This window comes from Kitasatospora sp. NPDC022856 (genome assembly GCF_055561235.1).
Map to the genome: position 1 here is coordinate 41559 of NZ_JBVHHE010000004.1, position 16541 is coordinate 58099.

At 75.7% G+C, this 16541-nt stretch carries 14 protein-coding genes; 1 reads left to right on the top strand and 13 read right to left on the bottom strand.

The genetic code is table 11. The features are described 5' to 3' along the window. Nucleotides 1-29: 29 nt before the first annotated feature. Nucleotides 30-959, bottom strand: coding sequence for a PQQ-binding-like beta-propeller repeat protein (locus tag ACZ34W_RS06705; RefSeq protein ID WP_329490116.1), 930 nt, complete (start codon nt 957-959; stop codon nt 30-32). Between the two features lie 353 nt (nt 960-1312). Between ACZ34W_RS06705 and ACZ34W_RS06710 the strand changes: the two genes are divergently transcribed. Then, on the top strand, nt 1313-2557 hold the full coding sequence (locus ACZ34W_RS06710) for a glycoside hydrolase family 26 protein (RefSeq protein WP_465602225.1): 1245 nt from the start codon (nt 1313-1315) through the stop codon (nt 2555-2557). Nucleotides 2558-2591: 34 nt separating this feature from the next. Here the strand turns inward: ACZ34W_RS06710 and ACZ34W_RS06715 are convergent, their stop codons facing one another. The 12 genes from ACZ34W_RS06715 to ACZ34W_RS06770 all read right to left on the bottom strand — a co-directional run bounded on the left by ACZ34W_RS06715 (nt 2592) and on the right by ACZ34W_RS06770 (nt 16411). Continuing rightward, complete coding sequence (locus ACZ34W_RS06715) at nt 2592-3755, bottom strand: GNAT family N-acetyltransferase (protein WP_465602227.1); 1164 nt, start codon at nt 3753-3755, stop codon at nt 2592-2594. Beyond that, entirely contained in the window at nt 3752-4549 is a 798-nt protein-coding gene (locus ACZ34W_RS06720; RefSeq protein ID WP_465602229.1) for a Wzz/FepE/Etk N-terminal domain-containing protein, read from the bottom strand. The genes ACZ34W_RS06715 and ACZ34W_RS06720 overlap by 4 nt, the downstream gene beginning before the upstream one ends. A 65-nt stretch (nt 4550-4614) precedes the next feature. Continuing rightward, entirely contained in the window at nt 4615-5730 is a 1116-nt protein-coding gene (locus ACZ34W_RS06725) for a glycosyltransferase (RefSeq protein WP_329490112.1), read from the bottom strand. Then, the gene (locus ACZ34W_RS06730; RefSeq protein WP_465602232.1) at nt 5727-6752 is read right to left on the bottom strand and encodes a polysaccharide deacetylase family protein; all 1026 of its coding nucleotides are present in this window, start codon (nt 6750-6752) and stop codon (nt 5727-5729) included. The genes ACZ34W_RS06725 and ACZ34W_RS06730 overlap by 4 nt, the downstream gene beginning before the upstream one ends. Further along, a complete protein-coding gene (locus ACZ34W_RS06735; protein WP_329490110.1) occupies nt 6742-8451 on the bottom strand; it encodes a lipid II flippase MurJ in 1710 nt (569 codons plus the stop codon). Before ACZ34W_RS06735 ends, ACZ34W_RS06730 begins: the two co-directional genes overlap by 11 nt. Further along, complete coding sequence (locus ACZ34W_RS06740; protein WP_329490109.1) at nt 8448-9776, bottom strand: O-antigen ligase family protein; 1329 nt, start codon at nt 9774-9776, stop codon at nt 8448-8450. Before ACZ34W_RS06740 ends, ACZ34W_RS06735 begins: the two co-directional genes overlap by 4 nt. Nucleotides 9777-9781: 5 nt before the next feature. Next, nucleotides 9782-11305 (bottom strand): exopolysaccharide biosynthesis polyprenyl glycosylphosphotransferase, encoded by a 1524-nt coding sequence (locus ACZ34W_RS06745; RefSeq protein ID WP_329490108.1) that lies wholly within the window; start codon nt 11303-11305, stop codon nt 9782-9784. A gap of 333 nt (nt 11306-11638) precedes the next feature. Then, nucleotides 11639-12793: a glycosyltransferase gene (locus ACZ34W_RS06750; protein WP_329490107.1), complete on the bottom strand. Its 1155-nt coding sequence runs from the start codon at nt 12791-12793 to the stop codon at nt 11639-11641. A 186-nt stretch (nt 12794-12979) separates the two neighbouring features. Beyond that, entirely contained in the window at nt 12980-13420 is a 441-nt protein-coding gene (locus ACZ34W_RS06755; protein ID WP_359834569.1) for an SRPBCC family protein, read from the bottom strand. Between the two features lie 126 nt (nt 13421-13546). Then, entirely contained in the window at nt 13547-14548 is a 1002-nt protein-coding gene (locus ACZ34W_RS06760; protein WP_396490061.1) for an ABC transporter permease, read from the bottom strand. Then, nucleotides 14545-15552: an ABC transporter ATP-binding protein gene (locus ACZ34W_RS06765; protein ID WP_329490104.1), complete on the bottom strand. Its 1008-nt coding sequence runs from the start codon at nt 15550-15552 to the stop codon at nt 14545-14547. Before ACZ34W_RS06765 ends, ACZ34W_RS06760 begins: the two co-directional genes overlap by 4 nt. Before the next feature lie 55 nt (nt 15553-15607). Next, complete coding sequence (locus ACZ34W_RS06770) at nt 15608-16411, bottom strand: ABC transporter permease (protein WP_465602236.1); 804 nt, start codon at nt 16409-16411, stop codon at nt 15608-15610. Nucleotides 16412-16541 lie beyond the last annotated feature (130 nt).

The window sequence follows — 16541 nt, forward strand, 5'->3', positions numbered from 1 at the left end:
CGGAGGCTTTTACCGCCGGGGTACCGGTCTCAGGACTGCGGGGCGTCCTCCGCGGCGTCGCAGCTGCCCTGCGGGCGGACGGCGGCGAAGGGCTCGGCCGGGCTGCCGCAGGCCGCCTCGGGGGCCGCCGCCTGGGTGTCGAACACCTTGGGGCCGACGATCGGACCGTCCGAGATCAGCACCCGGCGGCCGTCCAGGGCCTTCAGCGACACCCCCGGGCCGGCGGCCAGCTGCCAGCCGGTGCTGTCCAGCCGGTAGCCGGTGATGCCGCCGGAGACCGGCTGGCCGGTGCTGTTGGCGCAGCTGCGCGGCACGAGCACCGCGAAGTCGGTGCCCACCGTGCGGGTCGGGTCGTAGACGCAGTTGCCGGCCGGCTTGGAGTTGTAACGGAGGTCACCGTCGGCGTCGCGGAAGCCCATGGTCAGCTCGGGGGTGACCACGGCCACCCAGGGCGCGGACTGCTGGACGGTGTGCAGGGCCGCCGCGGCGCGCTCCCGCTGGAGCTGCCTGCGCTGCTCGTCGGTCCGCTTCTCGGCGCCCGGCTCGCCCTGGCCGCTCATCCAGTCCGCCAGGCCGGGTACCGCGCGGTGCCAGCGCACCTCGTGGTCGCCGGGGCGCACCGAGGTGACCAGGCCGTCGTCCCAGACCACCACGGCGTTCTCGCCCGCCATCGCCAGGTACAGCGCGGTGGCGCCCTCGCGGCGGTAGGACCAGGCGGGCTCGCCGGTGTCCCGGTTGTAGGCCTCCAGGCCGGGGCCCACCTTCAGCTCCAGACCGTCCGCGCCCAACGACTGCGAGTTGACCGGGCTGGCGTCCGCGCCGCCCGGCCCGGCCACCCGGTCACCGAACGGCACCGGCTTGTTGGCATGCGCGGCCGCGCCCGCCACAAGGACCAGCAGGACCGCCAGGGCAGGGAGGATCGATCGGGGGGTGAGGACACGCAGCGGCTTCCAGGACACGGGCGGAGCGTACCTTTCGACACCGTCACGAGTCAGCCGGACCCGGCCGGACGGCGGGGCGGCGCGGGCGCGGCCGGCCGATTCGCGCCCTTCGCCGGATCCGCCCGCCCACCTGCGCCGTCGGACCCGCGGCCGCCCGGGAGGCGCTCCGGGCGGGCGGCCGCGGTACGGCCTCCAGGGCCGTCCGGACTGTTACAGAGGTGATACACGGCACGTTGCGGCAGACGGCGTTCGAATACCGCCCACTTTAGGGTGACATTCGGCTTTTCCGACGCCTGCGGGGCCTACTGTCTGCGAGCGGGGTATCACGGTCCGTCCCGCTGCCCCCGCCCCGTGACGCCGGAGGAGAGACCATGCGACTCGGCCGCCTGACGCTGGCTGCCGCCGCCCTGTTGATGCTGACCACCGCGAGCGTCCCCACCGGGACCCCGCTCAGCCAGACCGAACGGCACGCCCTCTCCTCGGACGCGTTCCAGCCCCGCGGCGCCGCCCCCCGGCCGGTCGTCCAGCGGCCGAAGCACGAGGCCCCGTTCGGTGCCTTCGTCGGCTCGTGGGACAAGTACATCCCCCAGCTGGGCCGCTACGCGCAGTGGCTGAACAACGCCAACATGCAGGTCGGCCACACCTATCTGGCCGGCAACAGCTGGGCGGACGTCGAGGGCGAGCCGGTGGTGCTCGGCATGTGGTCGCAGTGGCGGCTGGCCGACCCCTCCCGGATGCTGATCCTCGGCGTCCCGATGCTGGTGCCCAGCGAGGCCGCCGTGCCGGACGGCGAGGTGGCCAAGCTGCTCGCCCAGGGCGCCCGGGGGGACTTCGACCGCCACTTCCTGCGGCTCGCCCGCCGGCTGGTGGCGCTCGGCGGGGCGGACACCGTGCTCACCCTCGGCTGGGAGATGAACGGCACCACCTACACCCACCGCTGCAAGCCGGACCCGACCGCCTGGAAGGCGTACTGGCGGCGGATCGTCTCCGTGATGCGCTCGGTGCCCGGTCAGCGGTTCCGCTTCGACTTCACCCCCAACCGGGGGCTGGACGCGATCCCGTGGACCAAGTGCTACCCCGGCGACGACGTGGTCGACATCATCGGCATGGACAGCTACGACCAGCCCGCCGGCGCCACCTTCGACGACTACGTCCGCGAGCCGTACGGGCTGCAGGACCAGGTCGAGTTCGCCGCCAAGCGCGGCAAGCCGGTCTCTTACCCGGAGTGGGGGCTGTTCCGCAACGGCGACAACCCGGAGTTCGTGCAGCGGATGGTGGAGTGGATCCGCACCCACGACACCAGCTACCAGACGGTCACCGACTACTGCCCGCACGGGTTCTGGCAGTGCGCGCAGAACCCGCGCTCCAGCAGCCGGTTCAAGCAGCTGATGTCCGGGTCCAAGGGGGCCCCGGTCACCGCTGTGCCGGCGCCCCCGGCGGTCACCCCGCAGCCGGGGGCCGCCGGGTCGGGCTCGCCGGGCGACTCGCCGACCGCGGCGGCCTCCGGAACCCCCTCCCCACCGGCCTCGCCGTCCGCGGCACCGTCCCCCTCGCCCTCCACGCCGCCCTCACCGTCCGCCGCACCCGCGCCGGGCGGGCTGCCGGCCCGGCGCTGAAGGCGGGCGGCCGGGCCCGCAGGCGGGGCGGGGCTCAGCTCCGCCGGCGGGCCGCCAGCGCCTCCTTGAGCCTCGGCAGCCGGGTGCGCAGGACGTGCACCGCGACCTGCCGGGCCCGGACCGAGCCGGCCCGGGCGGCGGCCGCCGGCGCCGGCCCGCGCGGACCGAACAGCAGCCGCTGGTTGAACAGCTGGTCCGGCCGCCAGCGCTGCTTGTAGGGCTCCTGGCCGCGCAACAGGCTGAGCAGCGGGATCCCGGCGTCGACCGTCTCGTCCAGCGCCGCCCCGAACAGCAGACCGGCGATGTCCAGGCGCTCGCGCAGCCGGGGGTGCGCGCCGTACAGGTAGAGACCGCCGAAGGACGGGCAGAGCAGCAGCAGGTTCACCGCGACCAGCTCGCCGTCCAGCCAGTACTGGTGCACCGCGGCGCGGCCGGTGGCGACCAGGCCGGTGGTGGACTCGGCGAGGTGCCGGGCGAACCGCCCGGTGCGGTGCTCCGGGGTGACGCCGCGCTCGTGCCACTGCTCGAAGTGCAGTCGGAGCAGCCCCTCCAGGGCCTCGGGCACCTCCTCCGGGGGCGTCGAACGGACCTCGACCCCGGCCTCGGCGATCTTGCGGAGCTTCACCCGGCTGCGCTGGGCGGTCTTGCCGGGCACCCGCTTGAGCAACTGCTCCATCGGGACGGCCGGCAGGTACTGGCAGAGCGAGTCGCCGAACCGGCGCCGCCGGCCCCGCCACTGCTCGAAGACCCGCTGGACGGCCGCCTCGGGGTGCACCTCGCGCAGCTCCAGGCTGTGCCAGGGGCGGGTGAGCGGCAGGGCCGCGGCGAACTCGGCCGCCGCGCGATCGGCGCAGGAGTCGTCGAGCAGGATGTCGGTGAAGTCGATCAGCCCGTCGCCGAGGCCGGTCAGCCCGCCGAGCGGGCCGGGGCGCCGCCGGAACGCTCCCGCGCCGACCAGCCGGCCGTTCCGGCGGACCAGCAGGACCAGGAGGTCGCCCGGGCGGCCGTACTGGCGCCACCAGGAGCGCTGCCAGACCGCGGCCTGGAAGAAGGTGGCCGTCCGGCAGCGGGTGACCAGGTCGTCCCACTCCTCGGCGAGGACGTCCAGGGCGTCGTCCTCGCGGTGCAGCTCGGTGGTCCAGCGGGGCGCGCCGGCCTGGGCGGGGAGACCGGTGGTGGCCGGCGCCTCGGTGCTCATCGACCGCTCCCGGCGGCGCTCTTCTCCTTGGCCGGGGCCTTCTCGGCGGGCGACTTCCCGCCGGCTGCCTTCCCGCCCGTGGGCTGCGCCGGGGCGGCCTGCTCGGTGCCGGGCCGCTCCGCCGCGGCCTGTTCGGCCGGTTCGGCCGGGGCCGGGGCCTCTTCGCCGCGCGGGCGCGGGGTGGCCGGGGCGGCGGGCTCCGTGCCGGGCGTCGCCACGGCGGCCGGACCGGCCTCACCGCCCCGGCGGCGGGTCATCATGACCAGCGCGCCGATCAGCACCCCGGCGGCGGCGCCGACCGCGACGTCCAGCTGCGCGGACGGCGTGGTCGGCTTGTCGGGCTCGGCGGCGGGGGCCAGCGGGACCAGCCGGACGCCGGTCTCCTTGGTGCTGGTGTTGGCGAAGGCGACCAGCGACCGGGCGACCGCGTCGGCGGCCAGCACCGCCTCCCGGGGCCGCGCGCCGGTACCGGTGATCTCGATCATCGGGGCGTCCGGGGAGGTGGTGCCGTGCACCAGGGTCTCCAGTTCGGTGCGGCTGTGCCCGGTCTCGGCGGCGGCGGCCGCGAGCACCTGGGGCTGACCGGCCAGCCGGCCGTACGCCTGGGCGAAGTTGATCGCCGAGGCGCTCTCCCCCTGGTTCTCCGGCACCACGATCACATAGGAGTTGGCGGCGTACGAGGGGTGCGCGACGACGGCGTACCCGGCGCCGGCGGCGGCGCCCAGCGGCACCGCGAGGACCACCGGCCACCAGCGGCGGGCCAGGCTGCGGACGCTTCGGCGCGGTTCGGACATGGGGTGCTCCTTGGATATGGGGGCCGCCCGGCCGGCGGCCCGGGGGTTCGGCGGCTGCCTGCGGCTCAAGCGGGTGCCAGGCGGTCGTAGAGGGCGCCGAGGTCGGCGGCCACCCGGACGATGTCGTAGTGGCCGACCGCCGGGGGCCGGGGCAGGGGCTCGGGGCCGTGGTCGTTGAGGTGGCGCAGCTCGCGCAGCGCGGTGGTGTAGGCGGCGGCGTCGGAGGGGATCCGGCGGGCCTGCGGAGCGGCGGCCGGCGGGAGTTCGTCCAGGGCCGGACAGGCGCTGTGGCGGACCGGCAGGCCGGCCGCCAGGCCCTCCAGGACGCCGAGGCCGAAGGTCTCGGCGGTCGAGGGGGCGGCCAGCACGTCCAGCGCGGCCAGCAGGTCGGGGACGTCGTCGCGCTCGCCGGTGAGGACCAGGCGGTCGCGGACGCCGAGTTCGGCGGCCCGCCGCTCCAGGGCGGCGCGTTCGGGGCCCTCGCCGACCAGCACCAGGCGGGCGGCCGGGTCGAGGCCGGCGAGCGCCTCCAGCAGGACGTGGAACCGCTTGCCGGGTACCAGCCGGCCGACCCCGCCGACCACCCAGCTCGCCGCCGGGAGGCCGAGGTCGGCGCGCAGCCGGTGCCGGGCCGCGGCCCGGTCGGCGTCCGGACGGCGGTAGCGGGCGGCGTCGATGCCGTTGGGGATCAGCTCGACCCGGCCCGGCGGCACGCCCCAGGCGTGCAGGGTCTGGGCGACCTGCCGGGACACCGCGACGGTGGTGGTGCCCAGGCGCTCGGCCGCCAGGTAGAGGCCCTTGACGCCGCGGGTGACCGGGCGGCCCTCGATCACCCCCGCGTGCAGCGAGTGCTCGGTGGCCACCACCGCCCGGACGCCGGCCAGCCGGGCGGCCAGCCGCCCGTACAGGCCGGCCCGGTAGAGGTGGGTGTGGACGAGGTCGTAGCGGCCGGACCGGATCAGCCGGACCAGCCGGGGCAGCGCGCCGACGTCGCGGTTGCCACGCATCGCCAGGTGGTGGACGGTGACGCCCTCGGCGCGCAGCGCGGTGGCCACCGTGCCGGGGTTGGTCAGCGCGACCACCTCGCAGTGCTGGTGCGCGGGCAGGTGGCGCAGCAGCAGCTGGAGCTGGCGCTCGGCGCCGCCGGAGGCGAGACCGGTGACGATGTGCAGCACCCTCACCGGTCGGCCCCCCGCCGGCCCGCACGCTCCCCGGCGGGGCGCTCGGACCCGCCCGCGGTGCTCCGGGCGCCGGTGCTCCCCTGCGTCTCCTCGCGCTCGGCGCCGGCCCGGCCCTTCGACGCGGAGCGTGCCGCGAGGCGGTTGCGGCGCAGCTCGGTGACGGTGTCGCGGAGGCGGTGGCGGCCGCGCTTGGCGCGCAGCCGCCAGGCGCCGTCGCGGTCGCCGACGTAGCAGCGGGGCAGCGCGTAGCGGCCGGTGAGCGGGGAGTGCGCGATGGCGCAGGCGTAGTCGTAACCGGCGTCGCGCACGGCCAGCGTGGCGGGAAGGTCGACGGCGCCGTACGGGTAGCAGAAGCCGGTGACCGGACCGCCGACGACCTCCTCCAGCACGCGCCGGCTCTCCCGGGTCTGGGTGGCCAGGACGTCGGCGGGCAGGCCGGGCAGGGCCTGGTGGCCGAGGCCGTGGGAGCCGATCTCCCAGCCGGCGGCCGCGAGTTCGGTGACCTCCTGGACGGTGAGCAGCTTCTTGCGCGGGCCCTCGACGTCCCAGTCGTTGGCCCGGCCCAGCAGGTCGGCGACCACGTAGGCGGTCGCGGTGAACCCGTACGCCTGCAGAATCGGTACGGCGAAGCGGCCGAAGTCCGCGTAGCCGTCGTCGAAGGTCAGGCCGACCATGTTGTCGGCCCGGCCGGCGGCCCTGGCCCGCATCAGCTCGCGGACCGAGACGCCGCGCCGGCCGCGCCGGTGGAGCCAGGCGATCTGCTCGGCGAAGCGCTCCGGGCTGACGGTCAGCTGGTACGGGTCGTCCTCCTCGACGGCCACCGAGTGGTACATCAGGATCCACGGCGAGGTGGCCTCCTGGACGGGTGCCCGGGTGGCGGGCCGGCGACTTCGGGGCAGCTGTGCCTCCGGGCGGCGGCCCGCGGCGCGCGGCACCTCGGTCCGTGGACCGGCTGCCGCCGGCGCGCCGGAGCGGCGTACGCCCGACAGCACCGACCGTACGGATCCCCGTTCAGCGTCCATGGGGAGGCTTCCCTTCATCGGCAACGGATGGCGGGCACAGGGCCCGGACGACGGCGAGGACCGGTCCGCGCACCTCGCGGGCACCGAGACCGGTGCCGAGGGCGGCGAAGGCGAGCGCCACGGTGAGGCCCCCGAGCAGCGTCGAGAGCAGGGGGTCGGCGGGGAGTCCGGCGGCGGGGGTGCCGAGGGCGGCCGCCCCGGCGGCGGCGGCCAGCAGCCTGGCGTGGCCGCCGAGGACCAGGCGCAGGCGCAGCGCGATGCCGCGCAGGACGAGCCCGCGCAGCAGCAGCGCCGCGGTGGTGGTGATGCCGGCCGCGTTCCCGGCGGCCAGGCCGAGGGCGCCGAAGCGGGGCGTGGCGAGCAGGCCGACGGCGACGGTGACGACCAGGCCGAGCACCATGGCGGCGGCCGGGTACCAGTCGAGCAGCCGGCGGCCGCCGTCGTCGGTGCGCGGGTCGCCGGCGCGGCGGACCACCGGGCGGAGCGAGAAGTAGGGGCGGATCATCACGCCGATCAGCGCCTGCGCGGGCAGTCCGAAGCTGTAGACGCGGATGACGGCCGCGGTGGCGGCGGTGTCCTGGGCGCCGAAGGCGCCGCGCTGGAAGAGCAGGGCGACCACCGAGGGGGCGCAGGCCAGCAGGAAGGCGGTGCCGAACAGGACGACCGCGGCCGCCTGGCCGAGGTCCTTCTCGACCCGGTCGCGGGCGGCGGTGAGGTCCCCGGCGGCGAGCGCCCGGGCGACCAGCGGGAAGGTCACCGTGCAGATCAGGATGGCCGCCGTCATGGCCAGTTGGGAGACCTTGGCGGCGTAGTTGAGGTGCGAGATGGTGCCGGGCGGCAGCGCGGAGCCGAGGAAGCGCTCGATGAAGACCTGAGCCTGCCGGGTGAGCGTGAAGGCGGCCACCGGCAGCAGCGCGAGCGGGATCAGCACGAGTGCGGGGCGGGCCCGGCGGCCCGCGGCGGCGCGGCCGGACCGCAGCCGGCGCAGGAACGGGACGACCAGCAGACCGGCCATCAGCAGGCTGCCGAGGGCGACGCCGATCGCGGCGGAGCGGACGCCCCAGAGCGCGTGGCAGCTGAGCAGGACGCCGAGGATGCCGACGTTGTAGGCGACGTAGATGCCGGCCGGGGCGGTGAAGCTGTGGTGCGCCCGGAGTGCGGCGGCGAGATAGCCGGCCACGCCGAAGGGCAGCACGGTGCAGGCGGTGATCCGGGTGCAGGTGACGGCGAGCCCGGGGTCGGCCAGGCCGGGGGCGAGCAGGTCGACCAGCTGGGGGGCGCCGAGCGCGACGCCGAGCGAGAGCGCGGTGAGCGCCAGCAGCAGCCAGGGCAGGGTCGCGCGGACCAGCTGGCGGACCGGGTCGGGCCCGTCGGGGTGCTCCTCCCGCAGGACCAGGGCCAGGGCGAAGGCGGGCACCATGAGGAAGGACATGGCGTCCTCGATCAGCAGCGGTGCGGCGGTCTCCGGGACGGTCCAGGCGACCAGGAACGCGTCGGTGCCCTGGTTGGCGCCGAAGTAGCGGGCCAGCAGCAGGTCGCGGAGCAGGCCGAGGGCGGAGCCGGCGGCGCTGAGCACGGCGGTGATGCCGAAGGCCTTGGCGAGGAAGCCGCGCCGGGGGGCCGCCGTGGTCTCGGCGGCGGGTGCGGAGCGGGGGGCCGGCAGCGTCGGGGTGAGCGCGGTCGGCCGGTCGGTGGTCATCGGGGGGTCGCCTCCGGTGTGGCGCCGGCGGCGGTCCGGGCGGCGAGGCCGAGGACGACGGAGGTCAGCACGGTGGTGGTGCCGCCGATGTCCGCGTAGAGGAAGTCGACCAGGACCCAGACCAGCAGGGCGAGCGCCGCGAGGCCGCTGCCCCGGGCCCGGCGCAGGCACCCGACCAGCAGACCGAGGAACAGCGCGGCGTAGGCGACGATGCCGATCAGCCCCTGCTCGCTGAGGACCAGGAAGTACATGTTGTGCGGGGAGAGCAGCGGTTCGCGCTGGAAGCCGATGGTGGCGTCGGCCGCGTCGCTGCCCGAGGAGAGCCGCAACGGGGCGTTGCTGTCGCGCAGTTGCTGGAAGGCCTTGGGGCCGGCGCCGCTGACCGGGTGGTCCTGCCAGATGCGCCCGGCGGTGGACCAGAGGTCGTAGCGGTCGGACACCGACTGGTCGGGGGCGGCCGAGACGGAGCCGATGGAGCTGATCCGGGCGGTGACGCCGGAGGCCCCGAGGCCGAGGCCGCCGATCAGCACGACGGCGGCGGCCAGGCCGAGGACGGCGCTGCGGACCGCCAGCCGGGCGTCGGCCCGCAGCAGCAGGACGGCGGCGGCGGCGCCGGTGGCGATCCAGCTGCCGCGGCTGAACGAGACGGCGAGCGGGAAGGCCAGGAAGGCCGCGGCCGCGAACATCGCCCGGCGCAGCTTCGGCCGGCCGGCCGGGCCTCGCTCGGCGAGCCCCAGCGCGAGGGCCGCGAGCAGGCCGTAGCTGACCACGGTGGACATCGCCATGATGTCGAGCGCGCCGAAGGTGCCGACGGCGCGGATCGGCCGGCCGGTGTAGGAGGCGCCCGTCCCGGTGAGGTACTGGTGGGCGCCGACCACGCCCTGGACCAGCGCGGCGGCGACGAAGGAGCCGAGCACCAGCCGCCGGTCGGTGCGGTCGCGCAGCGAGCAGAGGACGGCGGCGGGCACCAGGACGAAGACCTGGGTGAGCCGGACGAAGCCGGTGAGGCTGGCGGCCGGGTCGATCGAGCCGACGGTGGCGACGGCGGCGGCGAACACGATCACGCCGAACTGCACGGCGGCGGTCCGGCCGATCGCGGGGGTGCGGCCGCGCAGCAGCTCGACGGCGGTGACCGCGACCAGGGCCAGCGAGGCGAGGTCGGCGGCGGTGACGTGGACGGCGGCGGTGACGTCCTTCTCGCCGGTGGGGACGCAGACCAGCAGCACGGTGGCGGCCGCGAGCAGGCTGGGCCGGGCGGCGAGCGCCGCGACCGCCCGGTGTAACGCCCGGGCGGGCGTCGGGACGAGATCGAGGGTGAGGGCCACGCTGGTCAGCTTCCGTCCGGGTGGAGCATCAGGGCCGCGGTGCGGCACAGGATCTTGACGTCCTGCCAGAGGCTCCAGCTCTCGATGTAGCGGTTGTCGAAGCGGGCCCGGTCCTCGATGGAGGTGTCCCCGCGCAGGCCGTTGACCTGGGCGAGCCCGGTGAGGCCGACCGGGACGCGGTGGCGGTCCGCGTACTCGGGGTAGGCCTGGCTGAACCGCATGACGAAGTAGGGGCGCTCGGGGCGCGGGCCGACCAGGCTCATGTCGCCGCGCAGCACGTTCCACAGCTGCGGCAGCTCGTCCAGGGAGCTGCGGCGCATCAGCTTGCCGACGGCGCCCATCCGGTGGTCCTGGGAGATGTTCCAGCGGGTCGCCGACTCGTGCTCGTTGCTGGGGCGCAGGGTGCGGAACTTGAGGACGGTGAAGACCCGGCCGTCCAGCCCGGTGCGCTGCTGGCGGAAGAGCACGCCGGGGCCGGTGTCGAAGCGGACGGCGAGCGCGCACAGGGCGAGCACGGGGGCGAGGGCGAGCAGGCCGAGGCCGGCGGCGGTGACGTCCAGGGCGCGCTTGGCGGCCCAGCCGGGGCGGCGCATCGCCGGGCGGTCCACCTTCAGGCAGGGGAAGCCCCAGAGGTGGTCGCCGCCGGTCGAGTGGCCGTTCTCCAGGGAGCCGTACTCGCGCAGCGCGGGCACCAGCCAGACCTGGCAGCCGAGCCGGGCGGCGTCGCGCAGGGCGGCGGCGGTCTCGGCCTCGTCGGCGGCGCCCGCGGTGGCGACGACGTGGTGGATCCGGTGGCGGCGGACCTCGCGCTCCAGCACCTCGCGGCCGCCGAGCACCGGTAGGTCGGTGTCGCCGGCCAGCAGCGGCGGGTCCGGGTCGAGGAAGCCGACCGGGCGCATGCCGTATTCGCCGCGCTCCCTGAGGGCCTCGGCGACCCGGCGGCCGAGCCGGCCGGCGCCGAGGACCAGTACGGGGCTGGGCCGGCTGCGGCGGATCCGGCGGACCAGGTGGAAGAGCAGCGTCCGGCCGCAGACGGCGAGCAGCAGCTGGGCGCCGAGCAGCGCGGTCAGCCGGGCCGGGGTGGCGGGGCCGGTGTCGGGCCAGCGGCCGTCCAGGCAGCCGGCCAGGGTGACGGCGAAGGCGGTGGCCACGACGGCCCGGACGGTCAGCGCGGGGAGCTCGTCGAGGACGGAGAGGGTGAGCCGGGCCCGGTAGAGGCCGCCGGCCAGGTTGAGCAGGAGCAGCAGCGGGAGCAGGGCGGCCACGCCCAGCAGCGGATCGACCCGGACCGCCGGGTCGAGGGCCCGGTTGGCGAGCCCGGTGGCGGTGCACAGGGCGAAGGCGTCGACGGCGGCCAGGGTGACGGGCAGGGCGAGCCGGGAGCGGACCGGTCGGCGGTGGCGGCGGAGCGCCGGGGTGCTGCGGGTCTGTGCGGACCTGGCGGGGCGGTCGAGCAGTCCGGTGGCGGGCCGGCGCGGGCCGGACAGGGGCCGACCGGGCCGTGGCACGCTGTCGTGGTCAATGGTCATCAGCGCACGAACTCCCCTGCTGTGTGCCCGGGGTGACGGCGGCCCGGCACCGGTTGGCCCGGGGCGGCCGTCCCGGCCCGGTGGGCGCGGTCCTGACTGCACCTGCTGCCGCTGGCGGCTTTCGGTTCTCTCGCGAATTCCCGGCGTGAAATCGAAATGAAGCAGGCAAAATCAGACAGTACCGAACGTGGCCCTGGATGCTGGAAGTTGACTTGCCATTTCATTCCAGCCGCCCATTAATAGGTATTTCCGATTTCACCCCTCGCCCACAAACCGGTTGAGGGTGCGAATACGACAGCTCCCAGCGGAGGGCATTCACGGCATGTGAAACGATCAGATCCGCTCTGGGACACGGGCACGGCGGCGCCCGGCCGCCGGCCCGGCGCCCAGTAGATCGCGGTAGAGCGCGTCCACCTGTTCGACCACCGATCGCACGTCATGGCGCGCCACGGCGTGCTCGCGCAGGCGCGCACCGCGTCGCTCGCACTCGATCGGGTCGGACAATGCTTCGGCCATTCGGGTGGCGAGCGCGGCGGCGTCCCCGGGCGGCACGACCGCGCACTTCCGCTCGGTCGGAGGCAGGCATTCACGGGCTCCGGGCACATCCGTCAACAGGACCGGCCGGCCCGCCGCCATCGCCTCCAACGGCGCCAGCGCCATCCCCTCCCAGCGCGAGGGCAGCACCACCAGATCGGCCGCCGCCAGCCACGGCCGCGGATCCGGCACCTCCCCGGCCAGCCGGATCCGGGACGGTTCGGCCGACTCCCGGACGGCGGCGGCCAGCCGGGCCTCCTCCGGACCGGTGCCGACCAGGGCCAGCCGGGCCTGCGGCACCAGCCGCAGCACCTCGGGCCACGCGTCGAGCAGCACGTCCTGGCCCTTCTGGCGGCAGAGCCGGCCCACGCAGACCGCCAGCGGCGCGTCGAGGTCGAGGCCGAGCGCGATCCGGGCGGCCCGGCGGTCGGCGGGCGCGTAGTGGCGCACGTCCACGCCGTTGGGCACCACCGCCCAGTCGGCGTGCAGGCCCGCGGCGACGCCGTCGGCCCGCTCCTGGACGCTGACGCAGAGCAGACGGTGCGCCCACCGGGTCGCGTAGCGCTCCCAGCGCAGGGTGGCCGCGGCCAGCGCGCCCTCCACGGCGGCGAACGACCAGGCGTGCGGCTGGAACACGGTCGGCATCGCGCCCCGGATGGCCAGCCGGCCCGCCAGTCCGGCCTTGGCGCTGTGCAGGTGGACCATGTCGGGCGCGGCGGCGCGGACGATCCGGCGCAGCCGCCACGCCTCGGCGGCGACGGACGGGCCGGGCGAGCGGCGGGCGGGCCAGTCCTGGACCAGCGCCCCGGCGGCGGCGGCCTCCTCGGCCAGCCGGCCGCCGCGCGGGCAGGCGACCAGGACCCGGTGGCCGGCCTCGCGCTGGCCGCGGACCAGGTCGACGACGACGCGGGCGACCCCGCCGTCGACGGGCTGTGAAATGTGAAGGATCGTCATATGCACGGCGGCGAGCCTAGGGTGGCTCCGCCGTGCCCGGGGGCCGTCGTCACCCGCAGGTGGCGGCCGTCCACCCGTACGGCTTGCTGGTCGTACGGGTGGGCGAGGCCGTCGAATCTTCTTGCTGGTCCGGCGCGCGGGGCGGCGGCCGGCGGCCCTCCCCGGCCGGCCCGGACGCGCCCGGTCTCAGCGGACCTCGGCCGCCAGGTTGGCCAGGATCTGGTCGTGGATCCGGTTCAGGCCCTTCGGCGCGAAGGTGCGCTCGAAGAAGCCGCCGATGCCGCCCGCACCCTGCCAGGTGGCCGAGACGGTGACCTTCGACCGGCCCTCACCGGCCGCGGCGACCGTCCAGGTGATCACCATGCTGGAGTTGGCGTCCTTCTCCACCAGCTGGTCCGGCGTCGGCGCCGAGACGGTGAACAGGCAGTCCCGCACCCGCTTCTCGGTGGCCTGGAGCCTCCAGTGCACCTGGGTGCCCGCGCCGGTGCCGCCGACCCGGACCTCGTACTCGCTGTACTGCGCCGGCAGCAGCTTGGGGCGGGTCACCTGGTAGTCGGCCAGCGCCTCGTAGACCCGCTCGGGGGCCGCGTCGTAGACCCGCTCGGTGGTGGCCTGTACCTGTCCCATGACCGTGCTCTCCTCGTCTGGTACGTCCGGTTTCACCGGCTAGCCAACCACAGCGCACGGCCCGGGACGGTGCAGGGGCTCGGGGTGGCACCGCGTCCCGGCCGACCGGGGCGCGCCGGGCCGGGCTCAGGACAGGCGCAGGCCCCCCGTCCGCTGCGCCCGCGCCTCGCCGAGGCGCAGCGCCAGTGCCGCGCCCGCCAGCAGCAGCACGCAGAGCACGGCCAGCCGGCCGAGCCCGGGGGCGAGTTCGCCGAACCCCTCCCGCTCCAGCAGCGCGCCGCGGACCACGGCCAGGCTGCCGGTCAGCGGCAGCGCCGCGCCGAGCATCCGCAGCACCCCGGGCAGCGCGAAGACCGGCAGCCGGACCCCGGCGACGAACCACATCGGATCGTCCAGCACGGTGTAGACGAAGGTGGAGTCGCGCGAGAACACCATCAGGCTGTTGAGCAGCGCGCCCCAGGCCACCGCGGGCAGCAGCAGGGCGAGGAGCACCACCGGGTAGACCCAGGGCCCGGCGACGTCCAGGCTGCCGAAGCCGAAGGCGGCGGCGCCCAGGAAACAGGTGAGCAGCCAGGCGTTCTGCAGCAGTGCGCCGGCGCCGTTGGCCAGCATCAGGACCAGCCGGTCGGCGGGCGAGAGGAAGAGCAGCTCCAGCGTGCCGGTGGTGCGCTCGTAGGCGAAGTTCCACGCGGACTGGACGAGCGAGAAGAAGAACGCCCAGGCCAGCGCACCGGTCGCGAGGAAGCCGAGCAGCTTGGCCGGGTCGGCGGCGAGCGGCCAGCGGGCGGCGGCGGCCGAGCCGGCGGCGATCGGGTGCAGCGTGTAGTAGGTGGCGGCCAGTTGGAGCACCGGCCAGACCAGCATCGAGGCGAGCACCAGCGGCTGGCCGAAGAGCGTGCGGTGCTGCTTCAGCGCCTCGGCGGCGAACACCTTGCCGGCGTGCCGCAGCGGCCGGGTGGCGAGGCGGTCGCCGTCCGGGCGGGGCGGGCGACGGGTGCCCGGGCGGGGTGGCGGGAGGGTGCGGCCGACGGGGTGGGGCGGCCGGGCGCCGCGGTCGGCCGCGGCGAGCAGCAGCAGCTCGACGGAGGGCGGCGCGGGGTGCGCCGGCCGGGTCGACGGGCCGGTCACGCGGCCACCTCCGAGCGGGCGCCGGCGGGCGCCGGGGCGGTGTCGGTGAGCGCCAGGACGGCGTCCTCCAGGGTGGCCTCGGTGACCTCCAGCCCGCCGATCGACCCACCGGCGGCGACGATCGCCCCCGCCAGCGGGCCGGCCACGTCCTCGGGATGGCGGACGGTGACCAGCAGGCCGCCCTGCCCGGTGGCCCCGAGCTCGGCGCGGACACCGAGGCGGAGCGCGAAGTCGGCCACGGCGGCCTCCAGTTCGGGAGAGGGGTTGGTGACGGTGACCCGGACGCTGCGGTGGCTGCCGGTCGCGGCCTTGAGCTCGGCCGGGCTGCCGGCGGCGAGGTGGCGCCCGCCGGAGATCACGTAGACGTGCCCGCACAGCTCCTCGACCTCGGTCAGGTAGTGCGAGGTGAGCAGCACGCCGCGCCCCTCGGCGGCGAGGGCGGCGACCACCCGGCGCAGGTCCCGGGCGATCGGCGCGTCCAGGCCGAGGGTGGGCTCGTCGAGCAGCAGGTAGGCCGGGTCGTTGATCAGGCCGCGGGCGATCGAGAGCCGCTGGGTCATGCCCCGCGAGTACCGCTCGACCGGGGTGTCGGCGGCTCCGGTGAGGCCGACCAGCTCCAGGAGTTCGCCGATCCGGGGGCGCAGAACCGCGCCGGGGACGTCGTAGAGGTGGCCGAAGTAGCGGAGGTTCTCGGCGCCGGTGAGCTTGCCGTAGACCATCCGCTCGCCGCCGGCGATCAGGTTGATCCGGCGCCGGGCCTCGCGGGCGTGCTCGACCAGGTCGAGGCCGTCCAGGGTGACGGTGCCGGAGGTGGGGCGGAGCAGGGTGGCGAGGATCTTGATGGTGGAGGTCTTGCCCGCGCCGTTGAGGCCGAGCAGTCCGGTGACCCGGCCGGCCGGGATCTCCAGGTCGAGGCCGTCGACGGCGGTCTTCACGGCGCGCGGGCCGAAGAGGCCCTTCTCCCGGCTGCGGAAGGTCTTGCGCAGGGCGGTGGTGCGGATCATGTCACTGGCTCCGGTTCGGGTGGTCCATGCGTCGGGGGCTCCGTTCGGAGGCGGTTCAGAAGCTCCGCTCGGCGGCCCGGCGCTCGGCGGCGGGCAGCAGCCGCAGACCGAGCAGCAGGTAGCCCAGGCTGAGGGCGAGGCAGGTCACCAGCCGCGCGGTGAGCTCGGTGAGCGGCTGCCCCCGGCCGAGCGCGCCGCGCAGCACGTCCATCGCGGAGGTGACGGGCAGCAGCTCGGCCAGCCACCGGGCGGGCCCCGGCAGGTAGCTGTTGGGGAAGGTGATGCCGCAGAGCAGCGAGACGGCGAGGAAGACGGTGTTCTGCGAGATGTGCGCCTCGCCGGCGACGATCATCAGTGCGCCGAGCAGCACCGCGACGGCGAAGACGGCGGCGCTGAGCGCGAGCAGCCCGGCGAGGGCGGCGAGCGGGTGCCAGGCGGGCAGCGTGACGCCGAGCACCGCGGCGAACCCGCCGAGCAGCCCGACCTCGACGGCGGTGTTGAGCAGCGCGAACCCGGTGAAGCCGAGCAGGTAGGGCAGCCGCCCGGCGGGGGCGATCAGCAGTGCGCCCAGGGTGCCCTGGCGCTGCTCGGTGATCAGCGCCTTGCTGCTCCAGAGCAGCATCCGGACGGTGAACATGTAGCCGGCCGCGCCGATCGCGATGTAGCCGAGGTAGTCGGCGCCTCCGGTGCGGGCGGTGAAGTCCTCGGCCACCGAGCCGCCGCCGATGGCGTGCAGGCCCAGGTAGGACAGGCCGAGGGTGAAGACGCCGATCAGCAGACAGCCGACGGCGTAGGACCACGGGTAGGCCCGGAAGGTCATCGTCCAGGTGCGGCGCAGCGTCGCCCAGGCGACGGACATCTGCTCCCCCAATCGTTCTCGTTCGTCCTCAGGCGCACTCGTTCCGCGTGAGTTTTCATTAGGAACTTACAAGTTCCCTTTCGGAACTAGCAAGGGGGTGCGAGGATGGACCGTCCTGGACGTGAGAGGA